The organism is Massilia haematophila, assembly GCF_042647645.1.
GTDB classification, from domain to species: Bacteria; Pseudomonadota; Gammaproteobacteria; order Burkholderiales; family Burkholderiaceae_D; genus Telluria; species Telluria haematophila.
Genome location: NZ_JBHRVV010000001.1, coordinates 1442406 through 1468601, shown reverse-complemented (window position 1 = coordinate 1468601; position 26196 = coordinate 1442406). Strand labels below are relative to the sequence as shown.

Genomic DNA, 26196 nt, shown 5'->3' with positions numbered 1-26196 from the left:
TACACGGCCGAGCCGTCCATGTTCATGCGATCGGCAGCAGCTGCCCCCGGGCCGCCTCGACCAGCGCCGCGCCCATGCGCTCCAGCCGCGCCGGCTGGATGCGCCAGGCATGCCAGTACAGCGGCACGTCGACATGCAGGTCGGGCGCCAGGTCGACCAGGGCGCCGGCGGCGAGCAGGTCCGCACATTGCTCCAGCGGCAGCATGCCGTAGCCCAGGCCGAGGCGGATCGCCTGCACGTAGGGATCGCTGGCCGGCACGTAGTGGAAGGGATAGCTGCCTTCGGGCAGGCCCAGGTGCTGGAGCAGGAACTGGGTTTGCAGCGTGTCCTTGCGGTCGAACACCATCACCGGCGCCCTGCGCGCGGCGTCGCGATCCAGGCCCTGCGGGAACCAGCGCTGGGCAAAGGCGGGCGCCGCCACCATGCGGTAGCGCATCATCCCGAGCGGCTCGACCGTGCAGCCGCGCATCGGTTCGGCTTCGCCGGAGATGCAGGCTACGGCCTGGCCCTGCTCCAGCAGGGCGAAGGTGTGGCCCTGGTTGTCGAGCACGAATTCGACCAGCAGGTCCTCCGCGACCAGCAGCGGCGCCAGCAGGGGCAGCAGCCAGGTCGCCAGCGTGTCGTTGTTGACGGCCAGCGCGACCCGCACCGGCCCGGCCTCGCTGTCGCGTTCGGCCATGAATTCCTGTTCCAGCAGGGCGCGCCGGCGCAGGAACTGCAGCAGGCGCATGCCGGGCGCGGTCGGGCGGCAGGGCCGGGTACGCACCAGCAGCGGCGTGCCGAGTTCCTGCTCGAGCGCGGAAATGCGCTGCGACACCGCCGACGGCGTGATGCGCAGCTGGAACGCGGCCGCCTCCAGGCTGCCGCCGTCGATCGCGGCGATGAAAGCCGCGCTGCGGCGAGGATCGATCTGCATGGATTAGCCCCGCTTAACCATATTTAGAAAGCATTAATATAATTGAAGAAGCAGGCGCTGCCCCCGATACTGCCGGCTTGACAGTACAGCATATCGGAGCCGGACAGATGTTTTCGCAACACATATTCATGCAGGGACTGGGCCTGGGCGCCAGCCTGATCATGCCCATCGGGGCCCAGAACGCGCACGTGATCCGCACCGGCGTCCGCGGACGCCACGTCGCCCTGACGGTGGCCGCCTGCGTGGTCGTCGACGTCGGCCTGATCGCGCTCGGCATGTCGGGCTTCGGCGCCCTGGTCGAGGAGTCGCCGGCGCTGCTGGCGGCCTGCCGCTGGGGCGGCGCGGCCTTCCTGCTCTGGTATGGACTGCGCTGCCTGGCCAGCAGCTGGCGCGGCGCGGGAGCGCCCACGCCCGCGCCCGGGCTGGCGGACGCGCCCGCGGCCGGCGGCGCGCGCCAGGCCCTGGTGGCGGTGCTGGCGATGTCGCTCCTGAATCCGCACGTCTACCTGGACACGGTGGTGCTGCTCGGCGCGGTCGGCAACAGCCTGGCGCTGGAGCACCGCTCCTCGTTCGCGGCCGGCGCGATGGTCGCCTCGCTGCTGTGGTTCGCCGCCCTGGGGCTGCTGGCGCGGCGCTGCGCCAGCGTGCTCGGGCGGCCGGCGGTGTGGCGCGCCATCGAGGCCTGCACCGGCGTCCTGATGCTGGCGCTGGCGGCGCTGGTGCTGCGCGGCTAGTGACCTGGTTACCTGAGCGAGCGCGACAGCACCGCGTGGCGGTGCTCGAAGAAGCGCTTCACGAACCAGCCGACCACCGGCTCGGCGAAGCGCGGCGTGAACTCGACGTTGTCGGTCACCACCGTGCCCTCGGGCGAAGGCGTGACGATGCGTTCGTGGCGCCACAGCCGCATCGACAGCAGCGGCGACTGCTCGACGAAGCGCCGGCCCGGCTCGAGTTCGACGAAGGTCAGCTTCGACATGTCGATCGGGAACAGGCCGAGCAGCAGGAACTGGCAGCGGCAGATGGGTTTCTGCAGCGTGGTTTCCTTGCCGATATGGGTCAGGTCCTTGGGGAAGGTCATCTTCAGGATCGGCCACATCTCCGACTTGATGCCCCTGATGGAAGTCGACCACGACCAGGCCTCGTCGACCGAGGCGGGTACGGTGGTGGCAAAGGTGAATCGCTTGGTCATTTCAGGCTCCGGGCGCAAGGTTTTATCCTAGTGTGCGCCGTTCCGGAGAATGGCTCCGTTCGCTAACTCGCAGTTCGTGTAAGCAAATGCTACCGCCGCTGCCGCGCTGCCGCGCTACCGCCAGCCGCCGACCCGGCTCAGGCGTCGCGCCCGCCCGCGTGCTCCTCGTCGGGCGCCGGCGCCGGCGGCAGCGGCGTGTGCGTCACCAGGATGCGGTCGATCCGGTTGCCGTCCATGTCGACCACTTCGAAGTGCCAGGCATCCCACACCAGGCTCTCGGACGGACGCGGGATGTAGCCGAACTGGTAGAGCAGGAAGCCGGCCAGGGTGTGGTAGGCGCCGTTTTCCTCGGCCGGGAAGCGCACCCCGGACGCGAACAGGTCGCGGAAACGGTCGAGCATGATGCCGCCGTCGAGCAGCCAGCTGCCGTCCTCGCGCTGCACCGCATCCGGGTCGTGCTCCTCGCCGATCACGGTGACGTCGCCCACCAGTGCGCTCATCAGGTCGGTCATGGTCACCATGCCCTGGATGTCGCCGTACTCGTCGACGATCAGGCCCAGCTCGGCGTTGTTCTTCTTGAACAGCTCGAGCACGCCCATCGCGCTCACCGTCTCGGGCACGTACAGGATCTCCTGCACCGCCGCTTCGATATCGATCGCGTCGAGCGAGCCGGCGCGCACGGCCTGTTCGAACAGGACGCCGGTATGGATGAAGCCGACCACCTGCGAGCGGTCGCCGCGGCACACGGGAAAGCGGCTGTACTGGCTGTCGGCAATGCGCTGCAGCAGGGCGCCGCGCTCGCCTTCGAGGTCGATGAAGACCATGTCCACGCGCGGCGTCATCAGGGCCTTCAGGTGGCGGTCGTCCAGGCGCAGCGCGCGCGAGACGATGTCGTATTCGGTCTTCTCGAACACGCCGGCGTCGGTGCCTTCCTTGATCATGCCGGTGATGTCTTCCTCGGTCGGCGTCTCGGCCTTGTGGCCGCCGATCCCGATCAGGCGCGCGATCGCCTCGGTGCTCAGGGCCAGGACCTTGACGAAAGGCGACATGATGGTCGACAGCATACGCAGCGGCGGCGCGATCAGGGTCGCCATCGCTTCCGGGTACTGCATGGCGATCCGTTTCGGGACCAGTTCGCCGAGGATGATCGAAGCGAAGGTGATGCAGACCACCACCACGCCGAGCGCGATCTGGTAGGCGTAGGGCTGGGTCAGCGGCATCGATTCCAGCCGGGGCACCAGGCGCGCCACCAGCGAGGCTTCGCCGAAGGCGCCGTTGAAGATGCTGATCAGGGTGATCCCGACCTGGACGGTGGAGAGGAAATGACTGGGGTTGTCGGCCAGCTTCAGCGCCGCATGGGCACCGCGGCTGCCTTCCTCGGCCTGCTTTTCCAGGCGCAGGCGCTTGGCGGAGACCAGCGCCAGTTCGGACATCGCGAACACACCGTTCAGGAGGATCAGGAAGAGGATGATCAGGATGTCGGTCATGGTGCGGCGCGTGTCTCCAACCGGCGGGCCGGGCCGGGTTCCGGGGCGCGGGTGCGCTGGGAACCATCATCGCATGACGTACGGGACTGGCTTCGCACCGTAGGAAACGGGCCGTGCGGCATTGCCAGGCTATCCGCGCGTCCCGGTTTCTTTCGCTTGGGACGCTTCGGCCGGCGTACCCGTGGCTGTGGCGTTGCGCGCCGGTACCGTGCAAGTCGCGGGGCCGTCGAGCCTGGCGAGGGTATCGATCACGGCGTCCTTGGTCGGCACCCTGAAGGCATGGCCGGTAGCGGGCTCGAACAGCACGATGGCGCCGGTTGTCGCGAAAACGACGCGTCCCTGTTCGCACAGCCCCCGTTCGTTCCTGATCCGGACGCAGTTTGCGAGTTTCGCGGTCCCTTCCGTCTTCGCCCCTGGCTTGATGCGCTCGAGCCGTGTGCGCGGCGGTGCGCACTGTTCCGGTCCGACGACATACTCCTTGATATAGCGGTCGCCGGCATTCATGCCGATCATGGGCGCGTTGGCCAGCAGTAATGCGGCGCAGACAGTCGCAGCGGCGCCGAAGACGGAAAGGAGGATGAACGTGGCCGGGACGACCAGGCTGTAGGCGCCGGTCTGGAACGCCAATGTACGTACGCTGGCTTCGCGCCTGAACCTGAACCAGTTTATCCAGTTGGTTTTGCGTGCCGGACGGTAGGGGACGTGGGACCGGTACTTGAAATACAGCCCGCAGGAAAACAAAACGATGAACACCACGGGTATCGTCCACCACAGGCTGATGAGGTAGCCCACTGCTTCCCCCAGGAGGGACATGCGGAAAAAGCTCTCGAAGAAGTAAAGGACCATCCAGAGAGAAAGGTCGAGAAGGTCGAGCGTGGTACCGAACAAGGTTTCGTGGGGCAGGTTGAACTGTAAGATGGACAGTGTCAGGCCATACCCGACCAAAGTGAGGAAGGTGGCCAGAAGCGACAGGATTGCCGCAATGACCAGGATGTAGTCGCGTGTGCGGCGTGTCTCCGGTTTGGCGGCGGTTTTGGTGTGGTTCTGCCGGGGAGTGGATGAGGGAAGCAGGTTTTTGCGGAGCTGGCGGCGCATGGTGGTCACATGAGATGATGGTTAGCTCATGGTTCGTCAGGCAGACTGATCTTGTCAATGGGAAACGACCACGTACGGTGCGGCCCGGCCTTTACACTCAGCCCTGCCGCTAGCCCATCGGCACTCCCCTCGGCTCCGGAGAAAGGCACACATGTCCGCTCGCAAGCTCTTTCGCGCACTGGCCTTCAGCCTGCTTGCGCTCCCTGCAATGGCGGACGCCCAGCCGGCCGGCGACTTCCACCAGCACGTCTTCAGCAAAGCAACCATCAGCATGATCGGCCCGGACGCGGGGGTGACGCGCCTGGATGCGAAGGACGTCATCACACTCCTCGACAGCGCAGGCATCCGCAAGGCGGTCCTGCTATCGACTGCCTATATGTATGGCAGCCCGGCGCGCCAGGTCGAGGACGAGTATGCGCGGGTGCGTCTGGAAAACGACTGGACCGCCGCCCAGGCCGCGCAGTTCCCGGAACGGCTGCTCGCTTTCTGCGGTTTCAATCCGCTGAAGGACTACGCGCTGGTCGAGCTGCACCGCTGCGCCAGCATTCCCGGCCTGCGCCGCGGCATCAAGCTCCACCTCGGCAATTCGGACGTCCAGCTCGACATTCCCGCCCACGTGGCGCGCCTGCGCGAGGTGTTCGCCGCCGCCAATGCCAAAGGCATGGCGATCGTGGTCCACCTGCGCGCCAACATCGGCAAGCGGCGTCCCTACGGCGAACGGCAGGCGCGAATCTTCCTCGAACAGGTGCTGCCGGCGGCGCCCGACGTGGTGGTCCAGGTCGCGCACCTGGCCGGCAGCGGCCCCGGCTTCGAGGATCCGCCGGCGCGCGCGGTGCTGGGCGTGCTGGCCGAGGCCATGGCGCGGGGCGCGCCGCAGACCCGCAATCTCTGGTTCGACGTCGCCTCGATCGCCGATCGCGACCTGAGTCCGGATGCCGCGGCCCTGATGGCGTGGCGCATCCGCCAGATCGGCGTCGGGCGCGTACTGTATGGGACCGACTCGGCACAGGGCGACAACCTGCGCCCGGCTGATGCGTGGGCGGCGTTTCGCCGCTTGCCTTTGACCGAGGACGAGTTGGCGCGGATTGCGGAGAATGTGCCGCCTTACTGGCGCTGAGCGCGCGAGGATGCCTCGGCGCGGGGCCGATGTGCCGACCTGGCGCGCGGGAGGGAAGGTGGGTTCGAGAACCCACCCTACGATGCTGGATGTCCGACGGCGCCGGGCCGAACGCGGACCGACCCACCCTGCGCTCAGCCGATGACGGTCACGACCACCTTGCGCCGGTGCGGCGCGCTGCGGTGCTCCCACAGGTAGATGCCTTGCCAGGTGCCCAGCAACAGCCGGCCGCCGCCGAACGGCAGCGTCAGGCCGGTATTCGTCAGCATGCTGCGCGCGTGCGCGGCCATGTCGTCCGGGCCCTCGGCGTCGTGGCGGTAGGCCGGGTCGCCGTCGGGCGCCAGGCGCGCGAGGATGGTTTCCAGGTCGCGCCGCACGTCGGGGTCGGCGTTCTCGGTGATGGTCAGCGAGCAGCTGGTGTGCTGCACGAAAACCTGGACCAGGCCGCACTGCATATTTGATGCGCGTACCACCTCGGCCACGGCGTCCGTGATGTCGCACGTGCCGCGCCCGCTGGTGGCGAATTCGAGGATGGTCTGGTGCGCCATGCTCCGCTCCGCTTACGGCGTGGTCCTGAAATGCTTGCCGATGCCGGCCCAGCACGCCTGGTAATTCGCCTGGAGCTGGGGCGAGGCCAGCGCCTGGGCGGTCGGGACCAGCACGTTGCGGGTTTCGAACATGAAGGCCATGGTGTCGGCCACTTTCACCGGCTGGCTGGTGTCGGCATTGCTGGCCTTGTCGAAGGTCGCGGCGTCCGGTCCGTGGCCGCTCATGCAGTTGTGCAGGCTGGCGCCGCCCGGCACGAAGCCCTCGGCCTTGGCGTCGTAGGCGCCGTGCACCAGGCCCATGAATTCGCTGGCGACGTTGCGGTGGAACCAGGGCGGGCGGAAGGTGTCCTCGCCGGCCAGCCAGCGCGGCGGGAAGATCACGAAGTCGAGGGTGTCCACGCCCGGGGTGTCGGAAGGGGCCTGCAGCACCAGGAAGATCGACGGGTCCGGGTGGTCGTAGCTGATCGAGCCGATGGTGTTGAAGTGGCGCAGGTCGTATTTGTAGGGCGCGTAGTTGCCGTGCCAGGCGACCACGTCCAGCGGCGAGTGCCCGATTTTCGCGCGCCACAGGTTGCCGCAGAATTTCGCCACCAGTTCGAAGTCGCCCTCGCGGTCCTCGTAGCGCGCGACCGGCGTCAGGAAGTCGCGCGGGTTGGCCAGGCCGTTCGAGCCGATCGGGCCCAGGTCCGGCAGGCGCAGCAGGGCGCCGAAGTTCTCGCAGACGTAGCCGCGCGCCTCGCCGTCCGGCAGGGCTACCCGGAAGCGGATGCCGCGCGGGATGACCGCGATTTCCTGCGGTGCGAGTTCGATGTTGCCCAACTCGGTTGCAATCTCCAGGCGGCCGAGCTGGGGCACGATCAGCAACTCGCCGTCGGCGCTATAGAAGAAGCGATCGCGCATCGAGCGGTTCGCCGCGTACAGGTAAATCGCACAGCCGCTCATGCTCTCGGCCGAGCCGTTGCCGGCCATTGTCACCAGGCCGTCGACGAAGTCGGTGGGCGCCTCGGGCATCGGCGGCGGGCTCCAGCGCAGCTGGTCCGGCGGCGGCGCCACCTGTTGCAGGTTTGCCACAATGCGGCCGTTGTCGATGCGCTCGAAAGGGCCGTGCATGGCCGCCGGGCGGATCCGGTACAGCCAGGAGCGGCGGTTGTGGCCGCGCGGCGCGGTGAAGGCGGTGCCGGACAGCTGCTCGGCATACAAGCCGTAGGCGACGCGCTGGGGCGAATTCCGGTGGCGCGGCAGGGCGCCGGGCAGGGCCTCGGTGGCGAATTCGTTGCCGAAGCCCGACTGGTAGCCGGTCTCGGTGCCGATGGTCTGGGTCATGCGCGTCTCCTCGCAAAAAAGCGTCGATGATGGTGTCACTACGCACTCTAAGCCAGCTGTTGGTATTTTACGACATGAATAGATGAATGTAGACTATTTATGAAATCAATATCGGAGGCTTGATGCTCGAACCCCACAACATCGACCTGAACCTGCTGTCCGTGTTCCAGGAAGTCTATCGCGAGCGCCAGATTTCGGGCGCGGCGCGGCGCCTGGGATTGACGCAGTCGGCGGTCAGCAATGCCCTGGCACGCCTGCGCCGGCTGTTCGGCGACGAGCTGTTCGTGCGCACCGGGCAGGGCATGCAGCCGACGCCCTTCGCCGAGGGCTTGGCCGAGCCGGTCGGCAGTGCGCTGGCCCAGGTGACCCTGGCCCTGAACCGGCGCGGCGGCTTCGACCCGCTCACCAGCGAGCGCCGCTTCACGCTGGCGATGACCGACGTCGGCGAGCTGCACTTCATGCCGACCCTGATCGAGCGCTGCCGGGTGGCGGCGCCGCGGCTGCAGGTCAGCACCGTGCGCGCCGGCAGCATCGCCCTGAAGGAGGAGATGGAAAGCGGGCGCGTCGACCTGGCCATCGGTCCCTTCGACGATATCTCCGAAGCCCTGTACCAGCGCCTGCTGTTTCGCCAGCCCTATGTGACGATGATGCGGCGTGGCCATCCGCTCACAAAGGGCAAGGTCGACCTGGAGCGCTTCGCCGCCGCCGAGCACCTGTTCGTCGACTCGCGCGAGAGTCCCTACGACCGCATCAACCAGTTGCTGGAGAAGGCCGGGATCGGCGCCGCGACCCGTTTTCGGGTGCCGCACTTCACGGCGGTGCCCTACATCGTCGGCGGCAGCGACCTGGTGGTGACGGTGCCGCAGAAGCTGGCCGAGCGCGCCGGGCCGCCGCTCGGCCTGGCCTGGATCACGCCGCCGCTGGCGCTGCCGCCGCTGCAGACCAACATGTTCTGGCACCGGCGCTTCAACCAGGACCCGGGCAACCAGTGGCTGCGCGGGCTGGTGGCGGAATCCTTCGCGCAGTAGCGGCGCATTGCCGGCAGCCCCTTGTGGCTGAGTTCGATTTCTCTGGCGGCCTTGATCTGGCGCAAACCTCTCGGGCACAGGGCGGCGATGCTGATGGTTTGCCGGATTGCCCCTGAGAGGAGACCACGATGCAACTGAATCGAACCATGCGCGCGGCAACGCTCGCCGTCCTGATGCTCGGCCTTGGCGTCCCCTACGCCAGCGCCGACGAAACCTGCAACTCCCCCTACATGTCGAACCTGATCAAGGGCCGGGAGGATTACCTCTACGTCTGGACCCTGGGCGTGAAGGGCATGGGCGACGGCAGCGACAAGCTGGTCACGCTCGACGTCAATCCGAAGTCGCCGAAGTTCGGGCAGGTGGTCAACCAGGTGTCGGTGGGCGGCCGCGGCGAGGCCCACCATGCCGGTTTCACCGACGACCGGCGCTTCCTCTGGGCCGGCGGGCTCGACGACAGCAAGATCTACGTGTTCGACATCCACAGCGATCCGGGCAAGCCCAAGCTGGTGAACACCATCGCCGACTTCGACAAGCGTTCCGGCCTGGTCGGCCCGCACACCTTCTACGCGCTGCCCGGCAGGATGCTGATCGGCGCGGTGTCCAACGCGAAGGACGGCGGCGGCGTCACCGGCATGGCCCTCTACAACAACAAGGGCGATTTCATCCGCAAATACGATATGCCGGTCGCGGCGAACGCGTCCACCGCGCCCGCCCTGAGAGGCGCCGACGGCTACGGCTACGACCTGGCGATCAACCCGGCGAAGAACGTGATCCTCAGCTCCAGCTTCACCGGCAAGAACAACTACATGATGCCGCTGGGCGCGCTGATGAAGGACCAGGCCGCGATGAAGCAGTTCGGCAATACGATGGTGGTCTGGAACCTGAAGGCGATGCGGCCAGAGCAGGTGCTGAACGTGCCGGGCGCGCCGCTCGAGATCCGCTGGTCGCTGGCCCCGAACGAGGATTGGGCGATCACCGCCACCGCGCTCACCTCGCGCCTGTGGCTGGTGAAAAAGGACGCCAAGGGCCAGTGGCAGGCGAAGGACGTCGGCGCGATCGGCGACCCTGCCAAGACCCCGCTGCCGGTCGACATCTCGATGCGCGCCGACGGCAAGAGCCTGTGGGTGAACACCTTCATGGACGGCACCACCCGCTACTTCGACATCAGCAATCCGCAAGCGCCGCGCCAGACCTATGCCAAGAAAACCGGTTCCCAGGTCAACATGATTTCCCAGAGCTGGGACGGCAAGCGCGTCTACGTCAGCTCCTCGCTGCTGGCCAACTGGGACAAGACCGGGGCGGAGAACGAGCAGTTCGTCAAGCTGTACGCCTGGGACGGCAAGGCCCTGGACGAGAAGATGAATGTCGATTTCTATAAGCTCAAGCTCGGGCGGCCGCACCACATGAAGTTCGGCGCAAAAGGGGCGCAGGCGACGGCCCATGCGGGTGCCGCAACGCAGGTGGCGGCGCGGTGACGGGCGGCGCCTGGCCACGGTGGGCTCGCCGCAGTGCCGCGGCGGGCAGCGGGGCGGGCAGCGCGGCGCGCAGGGTAAGGGATCGCGCCGGGCTCGCTCTTCTGCTCGCGCTCCTGTGTCCGCTCGTGCCGGAACGCATGTTCGCCGCCGGCGCCGCTGGCGCCGCCCATGCCCGGCAGGCGCCGGGGCCGACCGAGGTCCCGGCGCTCGGCTACGTGCCGCCGGCGCCGGGCAGCTATCGCCTGGAGCGCATCATGCAGGCGCCCGACGGCCAGGTGCTCGAGAGCGATGGCAGCCTGCGCCGCCTGTCCGAATTCACGACCGGCAAGATCACGCTGTTCTCCTTCATCTACACCTACTGCACCGATGCGAAAGGCTGTCCGCTGGCCTATGCCACCCTGCACAGCCTGAAGGAAACCATCGTGCATTCCCCCGCGCTGCGCGGCAGGGTGCGCTTCGTCAGCATGAGTTTCGACCCGGAACACGACACGCCGCCGATGATGCGCAGCTACGGCGGCGGCGAGGCGCGCGACCGGCGCGGGCTGGAATGGCATTTCCTCACCACCCGCAACGGCAGGGAGCTGGCGCCCATCCTCGACGGCTTCGGCCAGGACGTCTCGGTCGCGGCGCCGGCGGTCCCTGGCCAGCGCGTGCCGGTGCTGAGCCACATGCTGAAGGTCTACCTGCTCGACGCCGGCGGCGAGGTACGCGAGATCTATTCGACCTCTTACCTGCATCCGGCGCTGCTGCTGAACGACATCCGCACTTTGCTGCGCGAACCGGCTTCCCAATCCGCCCGCAAGTCCGGGCGCTGAAAAAATCATCACCCTCGCGGCGCGCATTCTCGGGTATGCTGCGCCGCGAGCATGCCGATTCGACATCAAAAACAGGGCGCACCAAGCGCCGGCTGGCGTATCATTCGGGTCACGTCGAACCCGCCCGGCGTCCGCGCCATGCAGATGCGATGCACGCTGCATGGACGGTGTACCTGACGGGACGGGCCGCATGTTCGTCCGGCCGGCACTGATTGCCAACCGCATGCCGGCCGCATGGTTCCGCGCGGCGCCTTGCCCACGAAGCAGGCGCGGCGTCCGGAGGAGATAACGTTTGCAACAAGAAGGAAATGACATGGCTGACCTGTTTGAGAATCCGATGGGCCTGATGGGCTTCGAATTCGTCGAGTTCGCGTCCCCGACCCCGGGCCTGCTGGAACCGATCTTCGAGGCGCTGGGCTTTACCAGGGTCGCAGTGCACCGCTCGAAGGACGTGAGCCTGTACCGCCAGGGCGAGATCAACTTCATCATCAACAACGAGCCGAAGAGCTACGCCGCCTATTTCGCCGCCGAGCACGGCCCGGCGGCCTGCGGCATGGCCTTCCGCGTCAAGGATTCGCACGCGGCCTACAAGCGCGCCCTGGAACTGGGCGCCCAGGCGATCGACATCCCGACCGGCCCGATGGAGCTGCGCCTGCCGGCGATCAAGGGCATCGGCGGCGCGCCGCTCTACCTGATCGACCGTTTCGAGGACGGCAAGTCGATCTATGACATCGACTTCGAATTCATCGACGGCGTCGAACGCCGCCCCGTCGGCCATGGCCTGAAGATCATCGACCACCTGACCCACAACGTCTACCGCGGCCGCATGGCCTTCTGGGCTTCCTTCTACGAGCGCCTGTTCAACTTCCGCGAGATCCGCTACTTCGACATCAAGGGCGAGTACACCGGCCTGACCTCGAAGGCGATGACCGCGCCGGACGGCAAGATCCGGATTCCGCTGAACGAAGAGGGCAAGGCCGGCGGCGGCCAGATCGAGGAATTCCTGATGCAGTTCAACGGCGAAGGCATCCAGCACATCGCCCTGCTGACCGACGACCTGATCACGACCGTCGACGCCCTGCGCGCCGCCGGCGTGCCCCTGATGAGCGCCCCGCCGGCGACCTATTACGAGATGCTCGACGGCCGCATCCCTGGCCACGGCGAAAATGCCGCCGAACTGCAGGCGCGTGGCCTGCTGCTCGACGGCGCCGTCCACGACGGCAAGCCGCGCCTGCTGCTGCAGATCTTCGGCGAACCCCAGCTCGGCCCGGTGTTCTTCGAGTTCATCCAGCGCAAGGGCGACGACGGCTTCGGCGAAGGCAACTTCAAGGCCCTGTTCGAGTCGATCGAGCGCGACCAGATCAAGCGCGGCGCGATCAAGCAGACGGCGGAAGTGGCCTGACAGCCTGCTGTGTCGTAGCGCGACCTGGGGCTTCATGGCGCCCCGCTAGCGCTGCGGCATGCCACCGCTGTACCGCGTGGGTTCGAGAACCCACCCTACGGAACGGCCCTCCGTCTTCGGCTTTTCGTAGGGTGGGCACTTGTGCCCACGCGGTATAGTACGGACGCGTATCGAAACGGTTCCGCAAGCCGCATTCGGTGAGGACGCATACCCACGCGTGACGCCTGGCGCGGTCGTCGCGCTATCATGGCGCCACATCCATCCCACGACCACGGACCGCCCTTGCTTCCCGCCTTCGCCATCCTCCTCCTGTTTCAATGCCTCGGCGAAGGCGCCGTCTTCCTGCTCGGCCTGCCCGTGCCGGGTCCGGTGGCGGGCATGGTGCTGCTGTTCTGCGCGCTGCTCGCCTGGCCGTCCCTGCAGGAACGCATCGAGGCGGCGGCGAACGAGTTGCTGCGCCACCTGTCGCTGCTGTTCGTCCCGGCCGGGGTCGGAATCGTCGCCGCGGCCGCCAGCGGCAGCGGACACTGGCTGGCGATCGGCGCTTCGCTGGTCGTCAGCACCCTGCTGACCCTCGCCGTCACCGGCTACCTCCTGCATAAACTCGGTCCAGGGCCGGAGAAGGGCGGCGATGCCTGACTTCGCCGGACTGAGCCACTTCTGGGTCTACCTTTCGGCCTCGCCGCTGCTGGGCCTGACCATCACGCTGTGCGCCTACGTGGTCGCGCAGGCCATCCATGCGCGCTGCAAATTCTCGCCGCTGGCCAATCCGGTGGCGATCGCCATTGCCCTGGTGAGCCTGGTGCTGGTCGTGAGCGACATGTCCTACCAGAGCTATTTTGCCGGCGCCCAGTTCGTCCATTTCCTGCTCGGCCCGGCAACCGTCGCCCTGGCGGTGCCGCTGGCGCGCCAGCTGCCGCGCATGCGGCGCGCCTTCCTGCCCCTGGCCTGCGCGTTGCTGTGCGGGTCGGTGACGGCCATCGTGTCGGCGGTGGGCGTGGTGCTGCTGCTCGGCGGCGGCGAGGTGCTGGCGCATACGGTGGGGCCGAAGTCGGCCACCACGCCGATCGCGATGGCGGTGTCGGAACGCCTGGGCGGGGTGCCGGCGCTGACGGCCGTGCTGGTGATCGGTACCGGCATTTTCGGCGCGGTTACGGCGCGCTTCCTGTTCAATGCGATGCGGATCGATGGGCATGCCGCGCGCGGCTTCGCGCTGGGCGTAGCGGCGCATGGGGTGGGGACGGCGCGCGCCTTCCAGGTGAGCGCCGAGATGGGGGCCTTTGCCGGCTTGGGCATGGGGCTGAACGGCGTGCTCACCGCCGTGCTCACGCCCTGGCTGCTGCCGATCGTCGTGAAGTTGATCGGTTGATCGGTGATTGGTTAATAGCTTGATCCGTTGAGCCGGCAGTGCCGGCTCAACCGAGTGCGCAGCGCCGGCTTCAGCCGCCGTGCGGCATCGAATTGGCGCTGGCCCAGGTGCGGGTGTTGCCGGCCGGGCTGCCCGGCTTCTTGATAAAAGCGCGCGCGGCGAACAGGGCGCTGGCCAGGCCGACCACCATGGCGGCGGTGCTGCCCGAGAAACCGACGGCATGGCTCTTGGCCAGCTTGCCCGCTTTCGGCGCTACCAGTTCCATGCGGCGCTTGGTCATCTGCGAGCCCAGCTCCGACAGGCGCGCCTTGCTCATCAGCGACTCGGCCTGGGGCAGCAGGGTGGTTTCCTCGTCGGCCACGTGGTGGATGACGTCGCGCATCAGTTCCATCATGAGGCGGTCGTGGCGCGGATCGGAACCGCTGGTGCGGCGCAGCTCGGCAATGATGCTGCGCATCTCGTTGTGTTCCGGCTCGGCCTTGTGGACAAAAGGCTCGCCCTTGTCGAGCTGGCGCATCACTGGATAAAAGACTTCCTCTTCCAGCGTGGCATGGATTTCCAGTGCGGTGCAGATGGTCTCGGCCAGCGCTTTCTTGACGCTCGGGGCCTTGTCCTTGGTGTACTGATGGAAGGTCACCATCACGTGCGAGTGATCGAAACGGATCATGTCGGTGATGGTCGGGCTTAGTTGGTTCAGAGAAAACATTTTTCTTCTCCTAGTTGACGATTGGCTAACATGCTAGCGCGCCCGGCTCGGCGGTCACGTAGGACTGCGCCGGGTGGTGGCGTCGGCCGAAGCCGCGCCAAACGCAGAGTGTTGTTCACTGCCGCAAGTTTCCTAAGATCATCTTTCTTGCATTCATTTGTCGTTAAATCCGGTTAACCTGGCTCTGCGCGGTAACTCGTCAGTTCTTAAACATGATTTACAAGTTATCACCATTGTCCTACACAAAGACGGCGGTGCTTCTGATTACTCGATCGCTCCAGCCTGCGAAGATGAGCCCACGTTCGACTGACGGCGCAACGCCGTGCAGCCGTTTATGGATGGTGTCGCACGCTGTCGCGTGGACGCTTAGTTTCTATCTATCGGAGGAGTCGGAATGTTTGCACACAACAAGCGCCTTCAATATACGGTCCGGGTTGCCGGTCCGAATCCCGGTTTGGCAAACCTCATGCTCGAGCAGTTCGGCGGACCGCAGGGCGAGCTCGCCGCCGCGATGCGCTACTTCACCCAGGCCGTATCGGAAGACGATCCAGGCCGCAAGGACATGCTGTTCGACATCGCGACCGAGGAGTTGAGCCACCTCGAGATCATCGGCCATATCGTGGCGATGCTGAACAAGGGCGCGAAGGGCCGCCTGGCGGAAGCGGTCGACACCGAAGCCGAGATGTACCGCGCCATCACTGGTGCCGGCAACGACAGCCACATCACCCAGGTGCTGTACGGCGCCGGGACCCCGCTGACCAACTCGGCCGGCGTGCCCTGGACCGCGGCCTACATCGACTCGATCACCGAGCCGACCGCCGACCTGCGTTCGAACATCGCCGCCGAAGCGCGCGCCAAGATCGTCTATGAGCGCCTGATCGCCTGTACCGACGACCCGGGCGTGAAGGAGGCACTGGGCTTCCTGATGACCCGCGAAGTGGCGCACCAGAAGTCCTTCGAGAAGGCCCTGTACTCGATGGAATCGAACTTCCCACCGGGCAAGATGCCGGCCGATCCACGCTTCGCCAGCGTCTACTTCAACATGTCGCAGGGTCCTGGCGAAATGCGCGGTCCGTGGAACCAGGGCGAGAAGTGGGACTTCGTCACCGACCGCGAGAAGCAGATGGGCGTCGACGGCGGTTCCGGCGAAGCGGAAGTCAAGCTCCCGGCGGCCGACGTCGAAGTGCTCAAGCAGATGCAGGCGCGTACCCTGTCGGATCCTTCCAAGGACCCGACCACCGGCGCCGAGCTCGGCCTCGATCCCGCTACGCCGAAAGGCGCCTCGGCGGTCAGCAAGCCCTGACGCTCCGGATTGCCAGCGGTGACGCGCCCCTGCGTCGCGCTGGCGTAGAATCGGCAGCACTGTGATGGCAGCACTGTGATGGCAGCACTGTGATACAGCGACGCCCCGCCTTGCGCGGGGTGTCGTGTTCCGGGCGCCTCGACAAAGGATTCCTTGATGGACCCAGATTCGCACAAGTTGCGCTGGACCGACGCGCTGGCACGCGCGTTCACGGTGCGGCGCGTCATTGGCCTGCTCATCTGCACGGTGGGCTGCCTGCTGCTGCTCGGCAGTCTCGCCGAGCAGGTGATGAACGCCAATCCCAAGATGCACGCGGCCCTGCTGGGCGGCGGCACCGCAGCCGCGGCCACCGCGCTCGGCACCTTGCCTGTATTGTTATCGCAGAATTTCTCGAAGCGGACCTACGACAGCTTCCTCGGCTTCGGCGCCGGGGTGATGCTGGGGGCGACCGCATTCTCGCTGGTGATCCCGGCGCTGGCCGCGGCCAAGGCCGCCGGCGCCGGCGCCTGGGAAGCCAGCCTGCTGGCCGGTGCCGGCATCATGGCCGGGGCCGGCGCCATCCTCCTGATGGGGCGCGCCATCGAGCCGTCCCATATCCTCGAGCGCGATGACGTCAGCGGCAATTCGCTGCGCCGCGCCTGGATGTTCGTCGCCGCCGTCGCCCTGCACAACCTGCCCGAAGGGCTGGCGATCGGCGTCGCCTACGCAGGGATCGACATCGAAAAAGCCAATTCGCTGACCACCGGCGTTTCGATCCAGGACGTGCCGGAAGGGCTGGTGGTGGCGCTGGCCCTGCGCACGGTCGGCTACAGCCGCCTGAGCGCGGTCGCCCTGGGTGTGCTGTCGGGCCTGGTCGAGCCGGTCGCGGCCGCCGTCGGCGTCGCCCTGATCGGGATCTCGGCCGGCATGCTGCCGATCGCCCTGGCCGCGGCGGGCGGCGCGATGCTGTTCGTGATCGTCAACGACGTCATTCCCGAGATGCGCGAAAGCGGCAACGGCACCGTGGCGACGATCGCGCTGATCTTCGGGTTCATATTGATGACGGTGCTCGATACGGCGCTGGCGTGATCGTGGCCTGACCCGAGGCCGTCAACGTAGTAAAACCTGCGTCGTGTTGGCGTTCGTGAAGCCCCCCCCGTGTCCACGCGTAAAACCTGCGTCGTGTTGGCGCTCATGTAGCGCCGCGTCTGTTCGGCGTTCACGCGTGGGCACGGGGCGCCCACCCTACGAATCAATTCGAACCACACATTCGTTGGCCAGGCCCGTTCTCGGCCCGGTATGGCTTTCGGGGCCGCGGCATTCGATTTGCAGCATGCGGTCCGCTCACACCGGATCGAAATGCCGCACGAACCAGGCGCAGGCCAGCGCCGCCACCTGCTCCAGCTTGCCTTCTTCCTCGAACAGGTGCCCGGCGCCGGGCACGACGACGAGTTCCTTCTCGCAGCGCAGGGCGGCCAGCGCCTGCCGGTTCAGGTCGATCACCACCCCGTCTTCGCCGCCGACGATCAGCAGCGTCGGCGCGTCCACCTGGGCAAGTGCCGCGCCGGCCAGGTCGGGGCGGCCGCCGCGCGAGACCACGGCCGCCACGCCGCTGCCGCTGTCGGCCGCCAGCCGCAGCGCCGCCGCGGCGCCGGTGCTGGCGCCGAACAGGCCCAAGGGCAGGGGAGCGCTCAGGGGCTCGGTTCCCAGCCAGGTGGCGGCCGCGTGCAGGCGCCGGGATAGCAAGGCGATATCGAAGCGGTTCTGCTGGAGCGCGTCTTCCTGCGGCGTCAACAGGTCGAGGAGGAGGGTGGCGACGCCGGCCGCGCGCAGCTGGGCGGCGACGTAGTTGTTGCGCGGGCTGAAGCGTCCGCTGCCGCTGCCATGCGCGAACAGCACCACGCCGATGGGCGTGGCCGGCAGTTCGAGCATGCCGTCGAGGTCGACCGTCCCGGCCGGGACGGTCACGGGCAGTTTGCGCGTCACGATGTGGCAGGGAAAACGAGAAAGGTCCTGGGACGAATATGGCTTCGACCCGCCGCGGATAAAAAAATTCTGGCGGACCCGCAAGGGCCCGCCGGAATCCGGTGCCGAAGGTGCGCGCTTAGTCGCGGATCTCGAGCTTGCGGTTCAGCGACAGCGCCGCCAGCGAACCGACCGCGCCCGACAGCAGGTAGAGGCTGACGTAGCCCAGGCCGAAGTGGGCCGACAGGCCGAGCGCGACCAGCGGGGCAAAGGCGGCGCCGACCAGCCAGGCCAGGTCCGAGGTCAGCGCGGCGCCGGTGTAGCGGAAGCGCTGCTGGAAGTTCGAGGTCACCGCCCCCGCGGCCTGTCCATAGGACAGGCCCAACAAGGCGAAGCCGATCAGGATGAAGGCGTTCTGGCCGGCTTCGCCGCCGTCCATCAGCATCGGCACGAAGGCCGAGAAGATCGCGATCAGGGCCGCCAGGGTGCCCAGCGTGGTGCGGCGGCCGACCTTGTCGGCGACCAGGCCGGACACCAGGATGCAGACGGCAGCGATCGCCGCGCCCCACATCTGCAGGTAGAGGAAGTCGCTGATCGGGCGCGTGTCGTAGAGCTGGATCCAGGACAGCGGGAACACGGTCACCAGGTGGAACAGGGCGTAGCTGGCCAGGGCGGCGAGGGCGCCGATCACGATGTTGGTGCCCTGGGTGCTGACCAGTTCGCCGACCGGGGCCGGATCCAGTTCATGGGCGTCGAGCAGGCGCGAGTACTCGGTGGTCGAGACCAGGCGCAGGCGCGCGAACAGGGCGACGACGTTGATCGCGAATGCCACGAAGAACGGGAAGCGCCAGCCCCAGACCAGGAAGTCGTCGGTCTGCAGGTTGTCGATCAGGTAGGCGAACAGGCCGGCGGCGATCAGGAAGCCGAGTGGGGCCGAGAGCTGGCCCAGCATCGCGTACCAGCCGCGCTTGTGCTCGGGCGCGTTCAGGGCCAGCAGCGAGGGCAGGCCGTCCCAGGAGCCGCCCTGGGCCACGCCCTGGGCGATGCGCATCAGCGCGAGCAGGACGATCGAGGTGCTGCCGATCTGGGCATACGTTGGCAGGAAGGAAATCGTGACCGTGGCGGTACCGATCAGGAACAACGCCATGGTGAGCTTTATTTCACGACTGAAGCGCTGCTGGATTGCCATGAAGACAATGGTGCCGATCGGGCGCGCGATGAATGCGAACGCAAAAATCGTAAACGAGTAGAGTGTGCCCTCAAGCCGATCGGCCCACGGGAAAAATACTGCTGGAAAGACCAGCACCGAGGCGATGGCGTAGACGAAGAAGTCGAAATATTCGGAGGCGCGGCCAATGACCACACCGACTGCGATCTCGCCCGGCGATATGTGGGCATCGCGGGCATTGATGTTGCGGGCCCCGCTGTGCGGGGCCGTGATTGGAGCGGCACCTGCGCCGCCGTACGTCGTCGAGCTTTGCATATCTTCGTCTCCAGGTAGGTCAAGTACAGGGCCTGCGCTTCCCCCTGGCCTGGGCAAGGGTGGGACAAAACGTCCAATGTGCAACGAAGGCCGTTAGCAGTACAGTAGCATGTTCTCATTCCCATGTAACGTTAGATACCTAGCATGATTCCTAAAATTGTCCGTCCCGGACTTTCCTTGCTCCTGCTTGCAGCGCTGTCCGGCTGCAACACGGTAGTGATGAATCCCTCCGGCGACATTGCAAAGCAGCAGGCAGAACTGATCACCATATCGGTCCTGCTCATGTTGATCATCATCGTCCCGGTGATGATCCTGACCGTCGTCTTCGCCTGGAAATACCGTAAAGGGGCGAACGCGAGATACGAACCGGACTGGGACCATTCGACCAAGCTCGAACTGGTGATCTGGGGCGCGCCGCTCCTGATCATCATCGCGCTGGGCCTGATCACCTGGATCAGCACCCACAAGCTCGACCCCTATCGTCCGCTGGACCGCATCGACGAACACCGCCCAGTCACGGCCGAGCACAAGGTGCTCGAAGTGCAGGTCGTGTCGCTGGACTGGAAGTGGCTCTTCATCTACCCGGAGCAGGGCATCGCGACGGTCAATGAGCTGGTGACCCCGATCGACACCCCGATCCGCTTCAAGCTGACCTCGTCGACCGTGATGAACACCTTCTACATCCCGACCCTGGCTGGCATGATCTACACGATGCCGGGCATGGAGACGACCCTGAACGCGGTGCTGAACAAGACCGGCGACTACAAGGGCCTGTCGGCACACTTCAGCGGCGACGGTTTCTCGCACATGCGTTTCGCCTACAAGGGCGTGACCGCGGGCGACTTCGACGCCTGGGTCCAGAAGGTCAAGAGCTCGGGCGGCGAACTGTCGCGCAACGAGTACCTGGCCCTGGAAAAGCCGTCGGAAAAGGATCCGGTCCGTACCTACGGCACCGTCAAGCCGGCCCTGTTCAACGCAGTCGTGAACCGTTGCGTGGCCGAAGGCGCCGTCTGCATGAACGAGCAGATGCACGCCGACATGCAGCGCCACCGCAACGACGTGGCGATCCGCAACCTGCAGGACGCGACGCGCCAGGTGGCCCAGGCGGAAGCCGCGGCCGAGGTCTGCGAAACCCCTACTAATTCTGTGAAGAAGTAACCATGCAAGACTCATTTGACTTGACGAAGCTTATCTTCGGACGGCTCAGCTGGGACGCGATTCCGTTCCACGAGCCCATCCTGATCGCTACCTTCGCAGGCGTGCTCGTTGGTGGCCTGGCCCTGGTGGCCCTGATCACCAAGTTCCGCCTGTGGGGCACCTTGTGGCACGACTGGTTCACCAGCATCGACCACAAGAAAATCGGCATCATGTACATGGTGCTCGGCCTGATCATGTTCCTGCGCGGCTTCGCCGACGCCCTCATGATGCGCGCCCAGCAGGCGATCTCGTTCGGCGAGAACGCCGGCTTCCTGCCGCCGCACCACTACGACCAGGTCTTCACCGCCCACGGCGTGATCATGATCTTCTTCGTGGCGATGCCGTTCGTGACCGGCCTGATGAACTACGTCGTGCCGCTGCAGATCGGCGCCCGCGACGTCGCCTTCCCGTTCCTGAACAACTTCTCGTTCTGGATGACCGCCATGGGCGCCGTCCTGGTGATGGCTTCGCTGTTCGTCGGCGAATTCGCACGCACCGGCTGGCTGGCCTTCCCGCCGCTGTCGGGCATCCTGGCAAGTCCGGGTGTCGGGGTCGACTACTACATCTGGTCATTGCAGATCGCGGGTGTGGGTACCTTGCTGTCAGGCGTTAACCTGGTCGTGACCATCATCAAGATGCGCGCGCCGGGCATGGACCTGATGAAGATGCCTGTCTTCACCTGGACCTCGCTGTGCACCAACATCCTGATCGTGGTTTCGTTCCCGATCCTGACCGCCGTGCTGGCCATGCTGGGCATGGACCGCCTGTTCGACACCGCCTTCTTCACGAACGACCGCGGCGGCAACGCCATGATGTACGTGAACCTGATCTGGATCTGGGGCCACCCGGAGGTGTACATCCTGATCCTGCCGGCCTTCGGTATCTTCTCGGAAGTCGTCGCGACCTTCTGCGGCAAGCGCCTGTTCGGCTACACCTCGATGGTGTACGCGACCGTCGTCATCATGGTCCTGTCCTACCTGGTCTGGCTGCACCACTTCTTCACCATGGGCAGCGGCGCGAGCGTCAACTCGTTCTTCGGCATCACCACGATGATCATCTCGATCCCGACCGGCGCGAAGATCTTCAACTGGCTGTTCACCATGTACCGCGGCCGCATCCGCTTCGAGCTGCCGATGATGTGGACGGTCTCGTTCATGCTGACCTTCACCATCGGCGGCATGACCGGCGTGATGCTGGCCATCCCGGCGGCCGACTTCGTGCTGCACAACTCGCTGTTCCTGGTGGCGCACTTCCACAACGTGATCATCGGCGGCGTGCTGTTCGGCCTGTTCGCCGGCATCAACTACTGGTTCCCGAAGGCCTTCGGCATCAAGCTCGACCAGTTCTGGGGCAAGATCTCGTTCTGGCTGTGGTCGATCGGCTTCTGGTTCGCCTTCATGCCGCCGTACGTCCTGGGCTTCATGGGTGTCACCCGCCGCATGAGCCACTTCGAAGATCCGGAACTGCAGCCGCTGTTCATGATCTCGCTGTTCGGCACCCTGATGATCGCCGCCGGTATCGGCGCACTGCTGATGCAGTTCTTCATGACCTGGAAAAACCGCGACAAGCTGCGCGACGTCACCGGCGACCCGTGGGACGGCCGTACCCTGGAATGGTCGACCTCGTCGCCGCCGCCTGACTACAACTTCGCCTTCACGCCGGTGGTGTACGACAACGACACCTTCGCCGACATGAAGAAGAATGGCTGGAAGCGTCCGCTGAACGACTACGTCGAGATTCACATGCCGAAGAACACCTGGGCAGGTTTCGTGATCGCCGCGCTGTCGATGGTCGTCGGTTTCGGCATCATCTGGCACATGTGGCTGCTGACCGGCCTGGGCTTCTTCGCCATGATGGTCGCGATCATTGTCCACACGTTCAATTACAAGCGCGATTTCTACATCTCGGCCGACGAAGTGACCCGTACCGAGAACGCACGTACTAAATTGCTGGAAGCTCATGTCTAACAATCACGCAACGACCATGAACGGCGCCGTCCGCGGCGCCGCTGCGCGCGAATACCACGTGCGCGAGCATCATCCGGAGAACGGCACCCTGCTGGGCTTCTGGATCTACCTGATGAGCGACTGCCTCATCTTCGCCTCGCTGTTCGCGACCTACGCCGTACTGGGCCGCAACTATGCGGGCGGCCCGACCGGGGCCGAACTGTTCGACCTGCAGCTGGTGGCCATCAACACGGCCTTCCTGCTGGTGTCGTCGATCACCTTCGGCTTCGCGATGATCTCGGCCCAGGCCAAGAAGCTGGGCGCGGCCCAGCTCTGGCTCGGCATCACCGGCCTGCTCGGCGTGTGCTTCCTGGGCCTGGAACTGTACGAGTTCTACCACCTGATCCACGAAGGTGCTGGTCCGTCGCGCAGCGGCTTCCTGACCGCGTTCTTCTCGCTGGTCGGCACCCACGGCCTGCACGTGCTGTTCGGTATCGTGTGGCTGGTGACGCTGATGTTCCAACTTGGCAAGCACGGCCTGTCGGTTGAAAACATGCGCCGCCTGTCCTGCCTGTCGATGTTCTGGCACTTCCTGGACGTCGTCTGGATCTTCGTGTTCACCTTTGTCTACCTGATGGGAGTCCTGCCATGAGCGCCCACCACCACAACGACGCCCTCCATGGCCACGGCCATGGCGACGAGCCGGGCGTGCACTACAGCCTGAAGGACTACACGATCGGCTTCGTGCTGGCCGTGATCCTGACCGTCATCCCGTTCTGGCTGGTGATGGGCAACGTGCTGCCGCCGGAGACGACCAAGTTCGTCATCCTCGGCTTCGCCGCGGTCCAGCTGGTCGTGCACATGATTTACTTCCTGCACCTGAACGCGAAATCGGAAGGCGGCTGGAACATGATGGCGTTGATCCTGACGCTGATCCTGCTGGTGATCGTGCTGTCGGGCTCGATCTGGGTCATGTACCACATGAACGCCAACATGATGCCCGGCATGGGCGACGCCGCTGCCGTGACCGGTCACGGCGCGCACGACATGCAATGATGTCGACGCACGATCAGGCAGCCGTCCGGCCGCGCGCTATTGGCCGGGTGATCCTCGCGATCCTCGGGTTGCTCCTGATCGTGCTGTTCGCGGGGCTGGGGACCTGGCAGGTGGTCCGCCTGCAGTGGAAACTGGCCCTGATTGAAAGGGTGGAGTCGCGCGTGGGCGCGGCTCCCGTTTCCCCGCCCGCCCCCGAACGTTGGGCGCAAGTCACCAAAGACTCCGACGAATACCGGCACGTGCGTCTCGCCGGCCGCTTCCTCTACGACTACACCACGCCGGTCCAGGCCGTTTCCGAACTGGGCGCCGGTTTCTGGCTCCTCACCCCGCTGTGCACCACCGACGGCAGCGTCGTCCTGGTGAACCGCGGCTTCATTCCCGCCTCCGGCAATACCGCGCAGCGCTATCCCGCGCGCCGCGCCGAGGGCAATCCCTGCGCCGCGGCCGCCGGCCCCGCGCACACGCTCACCGGCCTGCTGCGCATCGCCGAGCCGGGCGGCGGCTTCCTGCGCGACAACGATCCGGTACGCAACCGCTGGTTCTCGCGCGACGTCGCGGCCATCGCCGCCGCGCGCGGCCTGTCCCCAACCGCCTCCAACGGCGGCCCGGCAGTGGCGCCGAACGGCGCTCCAGTCATCGCGCCGTTCTTCGTCGACGCCGCCCGCGGCCAGGACCCCGCCGGGGCCCCGGACCAGCCGGTCGGCGGCCTGACGGTCATCTCCTTCCAAAACAATCACCTCGTGTATGCCATCACTTGGTATGCTCTGGCCTTGATGGTTGCCGGTGCCTGGTGGTATGTTGCGCGCTCCGGTGCAAAAGGGGAGGCCGCTAGGCTCGAGGACAATGGCAGTAAAGTTTGATCTACTAACAAGAATAACGCCTTCGATCGCGCCCGCGCTCGAAGCCAACGTCGAATACGTCGCCGGCCACCAGAACATGTTGCAGCTCATCGAGCTGCGCTGGATCGCCGTCGTCGGCCAGGTCACGACCATCGCCGGCGCGATCCTGATCTTCGACATCAACCTGCCGTTGGTGCACATGCTGCAGGTGCTGGCCTGCCTGATCGCCTTCAACATCGCCAGCCACCTGCGCTGGCACGAGAAGAAACCGGTGTCGAACGCCGAGATCTTCATGGCCCTGCTGGTCGACGTGGCCACGCTCACCGTCCAGCTCTACCTGTCCGGCGGCACCACCAATCCCTTCGCCTTCCTCTACCTGCTGCAGATCATCATCTCGGCGGTGCTGCTGGAAGCCTGGTCGACCTGGACCATCGTGCTCGTCACCCTGGTCTGCCTCGGGCTGCTGGCGGTGTTCGCCCAGCCGCTCGCGCTGCCCTTCGACCACGCGCGCGGCATCGCCAGCCTCTACGTGCAGGGCATGCTGATCTGCTTCGCCCTGAACGCGGGCCTGCTGGTGATCTTCGTCTCGCGCATCAGCGGCACCGTGCGCGCCAAGGCGGCGCAATTGGCCGAACTGCGCCAGCGCGCGGCCGAGGAAGAGCACATCGTGCGCATGGGCCTGCTGGCGTCCGGCGCCGCCCACGAGCTCGGCACGCCGCTGGCAACGCTGTCGGTGATCCTGGGCGACTGGAAGCGCATGCCCGAATTTCGCAACAGCCCGGTGCTGCTCGAGGAAATCGGCGAGATGCAGACCCAGCTGCAGCGCTGCAAGTCGATCGTCAGCGGCATCCTGCTCTCGGCCGGCAAGGCGCGCGGCGAGTCGGCCCTGCGCACCACGCTCCACACCTTCCTCGACGGCCTGGCCGAGGACTGGGAGGACAGCCGCCCGGTCAAGGACTTCGAGTACGAGAACCGCATCGTCGACGACATCCCGGTAGTGTTCGATTCGGCCCTGAAGCAGAGCATCGACAATTTGCTGGACAATGCGCTGGAAGCCTCGCCCAGCGGCTGGGTCGGCCTGGCGGCGAGCGTCGAGAACGATATCCTGACGCTGGCCGTGCGTGATCGCGGCGCCGGCTTCGCCCCGGGCCTGCTGGCCCAGTTCGGCAAGCCCTACCAGAGCACCAAGGGCCGCCCCGGCGGTGGACTCGGGCTGTTCCTGGTGGTGAACGTGGCGCGCACCCTGGGCGGCGCCGTGGTGGCGCGCAACCGCGAGGAGGGCGGGGCGGAAGTGACGCTGACGATTCCGCTGGCCGCGATTTCGCTGGGTGGAAAGGGCGACCATGCCTGACACGCCAGTCCTGCTCATCGTCGAGGACGACGAAGCCTTCGCCCGTACCCTGGGCCGCTCCTTCGAGCGCCGCGGCTACCAGGTGCTGCACGCCCCCGGCGTCGACGAAGCGGCCGAAGTGCTGAAGGAGCACGATCCGGGTTACGCGGTGGTCGACCTGAAACTCAAGGGGAACGCCTCCGGCCTGTCCTGCGTGCAGATGCTGCACGCGCACGATCCGGCCATGCTGATCGTGGTGCTGACCGGCTTTGCCAGCATCGGCACGGCGGTCGAAGCGATCAAGCTGGGCGCCTGCCAGTACCTGGCCAAGCCCTCGAACACCGACGACATCGAGGCCGCCTTCGGCCACGTCGCCGGCAGCACCGACGTCGAGGTGACCAACCGCTCGACCTCGATCAAGACCCTGGAGTGGGAACATATCCACGCGGTGCTGGCCGAGACCGACTTCAATATCTCGGAGGCGGCGCGCCGGCTCGGCATGCACCGGCGCACGCTGGCAAGGAAGCTGGAGAAGCAGCGGGTGAAGTGACGCGCCGCTTTGCGGCGGGCGGTGGGCACGGGGCGCCCACCCTACGGTCGATCGTGGACCCGGACTCCGAATTCGTAG

At 66.2% G+C, this 26196-nt stretch carries 26 protein-coding genes; 17 read left to right on the top strand and 9 right to left on the bottom strand.

Going from position 1 to position 26196, the window contains the following annotated elements; all coding sequences use genetic code 11:
- Positions 1–22: 22 nt before the first annotated feature.
- A complete protein-coding gene (locus tag ACFOPH_RS06570; protein WP_379734289.1) occupies positions 23–916 on the bottom strand; it encodes a LysR family transcriptional regulator ArgP in 894 nt (297 codons plus the stop codon).
- 107 nt (positions 917–1023) lie between these two features.
- Between ACFOPH_RS06570 and ACFOPH_RS06565 the strand changes: the two genes are divergently transcribed.
- Positions 1024–1650, top strand: coding sequence for a LysE/ArgO family amino acid transporter (locus ACFOPH_RS06565; RefSeq protein ID WP_379734287.1), 627 nt, complete (start codon positions 1024–1026; stop codon positions 1648–1650).
- 8 nt (positions 1651–1658) lie between these two features.
- On the opposite strand, the gene ACFOPH_RS06560 is transcribed toward ACFOPH_RS06565, so the two are convergent.
- From ACFOPH_RS06560 to ACFOPH_RS06550, 3 genes are all read right to left on the bottom strand, one after another.
- Positions 1659–2105 (bottom strand): hypothetical protein, encoded by a 447-nt coding sequence (locus tag ACFOPH_RS06560; protein WP_312552056.1) that lies wholly within the window; start codon positions 2103–2105, stop codon positions 1659–1661.
- A 137-nt stretch (positions 2106–2242) separates the two neighbouring features.
- Positions 2243–3592, bottom strand: a complete 1350-nt coding sequence (locus tag ACFOPH_RS06555; RefSeq protein WP_312552057.1) for a hemolysin family protein — start codon at positions 3590–3592, stop codon at positions 2243–2245.
- 129 nt (positions 3593–3721) lie between these two features.
- Positions 3722–4687, bottom strand: a complete 966-nt coding sequence (locus ACFOPH_RS06550; protein ID WP_312552059.1) for a hypothetical protein — start codon at positions 4685–4687, stop codon at positions 3722–3724.
- A gap of 151 nt (positions 4688–4838) precedes the next feature.
- Here ACFOPH_RS06550 and ACFOPH_RS06545 point away from each other — a divergent pair, with 151 nt between their 5' ends.
- A complete protein-coding gene (locus ACFOPH_RS06545; RefSeq protein WP_379734285.1) occupies positions 4839–5804 on the top strand; it encodes an amidohydrolase family protein in 966 nt (321 codons plus the stop codon).
- Positions 5805–5938: 134 nt separating this feature from the next.
- On the opposite strand, the gene ACFOPH_RS06540 is transcribed toward ACFOPH_RS06545, so the two are convergent.
- Both ACFOPH_RS06540 and hmgA read right to left on the bottom strand, forming a co-directional pair.
- Positions 5939–6352, bottom strand: a complete 414-nt coding sequence (locus tag ACFOPH_RS06540) for a secondary thiamine-phosphate synthase enzyme YjbQ (RefSeq protein WP_379734283.1) — start codon at positions 6350–6352, stop codon at positions 5939–5941.
- Between the two features lie 12 nt (positions 6353–6364).
- Positions 6365–7675 carry a homogentisate 1,2-dioxygenase gene (gene hmgA / locus ACFOPH_RS06535; RefSeq protein WP_312552065.1) on the bottom strand — a complete coding sequence of 437 codons (1311 nt, stop codon included), beginning with the start codon at positions 7673–7675 and terminating at the stop codon, positions 6365–6367.
- Between the two features lie 122 nt (positions 7676–7797).
- Between hmgA and ACFOPH_RS06530 the strand changes: the two genes are divergently transcribed.
- The 6 genes from ACFOPH_RS06530 (at position 7798) to ACFOPH_RS06505 (ending at position 13764) form a co-directional block, all read left to right on the top strand.
- Positions 7798–8703: a LysR family transcriptional regulator gene (locus ACFOPH_RS06530; RefSeq protein ID WP_312552066.1), complete on the top strand. Its 906-nt coding sequence runs from the start codon at positions 7798–7800 to the stop codon at positions 8701–8703.
- Between the two features lie 128 nt (positions 8704–8831).
- On the top strand, positions 8832–10178 hold the full coding sequence (locus ACFOPH_RS06525) for a methanethiol oxidase (RefSeq protein ID WP_379734281.1): 1347 nt from the start codon (positions 8832–8834) through the stop codon (positions 10176–10178).
- Between the two features lie 137 nt (positions 10179–10315).
- Positions 10316–10993 (top strand): SCO family protein, encoded by a 678-nt coding sequence (locus tag ACFOPH_RS06520; RefSeq protein WP_379734279.1) that lies wholly within the window; start codon positions 10316–10318, stop codon positions 10991–10993.
- Between the two features lie 313 nt (positions 10994–11306).
- On the top strand, positions 11307–12395 hold the full coding sequence (hppD, locus tag ACFOPH_RS06515) for a 4-hydroxyphenylpyruvate dioxygenase (RefSeq protein ID WP_312552070.1): 1089 nt from the start codon (positions 11307–11309) through the stop codon (positions 12393–12395).
- A gap of 282 nt (positions 12396–12677) precedes the next feature.
- Entirely contained in the window at positions 12678–13034 is a 357-nt protein-coding gene (locus ACFOPH_RS06510; RefSeq protein ID WP_312553620.1) for a CidA/LrgA family protein, read from the top strand.
- Complete coding sequence (locus tag ACFOPH_RS06505; RefSeq protein WP_312553617.1) at positions 13027–13764, top strand: LrgB family protein; 738 nt, start codon at positions 13027–13029, stop codon at positions 13762–13764. The genes ACFOPH_RS06510 and ACFOPH_RS06505 overlap by 8 nt, the downstream gene beginning before the upstream one ends.
- Positions 13765–13834: 70 nt before the next feature.
- Here the strand turns inward: ACFOPH_RS06505 and ACFOPH_RS06500 are convergent, their stop codons facing one another.
- A complete protein-coding gene (locus ACFOPH_RS06500; RefSeq protein WP_312553615.1) occupies positions 13835–14470 on the bottom strand; it encodes a hemerythrin domain-containing protein in 636 nt (211 codons plus the stop codon).
- Between the two features lie 394 nt (positions 14471–14864).
- Between ACFOPH_RS06500 and ACFOPH_RS06495 the strand changes: the two genes are divergently transcribed.
- Both ACFOPH_RS06495 and ACFOPH_RS06490 read left to right on the top strand, forming a co-directional pair.
- Entirely contained in the window at positions 14865–15773 is a 909-nt protein-coding gene (locus tag ACFOPH_RS06495) for a manganese catalase family protein (RefSeq protein WP_312553613.1), read from the top strand.
- A 156-nt stretch (positions 15774–15929) separates the two neighbouring features.
- On the top strand, positions 15930–16841 hold the full coding sequence (locus ACFOPH_RS06490; protein ID WP_312553610.1) for a ZIP family metal transporter: 912 nt from the start codon (positions 15930–15932) through the stop codon (positions 16839–16841).
- Between the two features lie 255 nt (positions 16842–17096).
- Here ACFOPH_RS06490 and ACFOPH_RS06485 read toward each other — a convergent pair whose 3' ends face one another.
- Positions 17097–17684: a dienelactone hydrolase family protein gene (locus tag ACFOPH_RS06485; RefSeq protein WP_379737869.1), complete on the bottom strand. Its 588-nt coding sequence runs from the start codon at positions 17682–17684 to the stop codon at positions 17097–17099.
- A 172-nt stretch (positions 17685–17856) separates the two neighbouring features.
- On the bottom strand, positions 17857–19200 hold the full coding sequence (locus tag ACFOPH_RS06480) for an MFS transporter (RefSeq protein ID WP_312553036.1): 1344 nt from the start codon (positions 19198–19200) through the stop codon (positions 17857–17859).
- Positions 19201–19344: 144 nt separating this feature from the next.
- Between ACFOPH_RS06480 and cyoA the strand changes: the two genes are divergently transcribed.
- The 7 genes from cyoA to ACFOPH_RS06445 are packed head-to-tail and all read left to right on the top strand — an operon-like array spanning position 19345 to position 26118.
- Positions 19345–20358, top strand: coding sequence for a ubiquinol oxidase subunit II (gene cyoA / locus ACFOPH_RS06475; protein WP_379734275.1), 1014 nt, complete (start codon positions 19345–19347; stop codon positions 20356–20358).
- 2 nt (positions 20359–20360) lie between these two features.
- Complete coding sequence (gene cyoB, locus ACFOPH_RS06470) at positions 20361–22364, top strand: cytochrome o ubiquinol oxidase subunit I (protein ID WP_312553041.1); 2004 nt, start codon at positions 20361–20363, stop codon at positions 22362–22364.
- On the top strand, positions 22357–22995 hold the full coding sequence (gene cyoC, locus ACFOPH_RS06465; RefSeq protein WP_312553043.1) for a cytochrome o ubiquinol oxidase subunit III: 639 nt from the start codon (positions 22357–22359) through the stop codon (positions 22993–22995). The genes cyoB and cyoC overlap by 8 nt, the downstream gene beginning before the upstream one ends.
- A complete protein-coding gene (gene cyoD / locus ACFOPH_RS06460; protein WP_312553046.1) occupies positions 22992–23399 on the top strand; it encodes a cytochrome o ubiquinol oxidase subunit IV in 408 nt (135 codons plus the stop codon). The genes cyoC and cyoD overlap by 4 nt, the downstream gene beginning before the upstream one ends.
- Complete coding sequence (locus ACFOPH_RS06455) at positions 23396–24259, top strand: SURF1 family protein (protein ID WP_379734272.1); 864 nt, start codon at positions 23396–23398, stop codon at positions 24257–24259. The genes cyoD and ACFOPH_RS06455 overlap by 4 nt, the downstream gene beginning before the upstream one ends.
- Positions 24243–25589, top strand: coding sequence for an ATP-binding protein (locus tag ACFOPH_RS06450; protein ID WP_312553494.1), 1347 nt, complete (start codon positions 24243–24245; stop codon positions 25587–25589). Before ACFOPH_RS06455 ends, ACFOPH_RS06450 begins: the two co-directional genes overlap by 17 nt.
- Positions 25582–26118, top strand: coding sequence for a response regulator transcription factor (locus ACFOPH_RS06445; RefSeq protein ID WP_379734270.1), 537 nt, complete (start codon positions 25582–25584; stop codon positions 26116–26118). Before ACFOPH_RS06450 ends, ACFOPH_RS06445 begins: the two co-directional genes overlap by 8 nt.
- Positions 26119–26196: the final 78 nt, after the last annotated feature.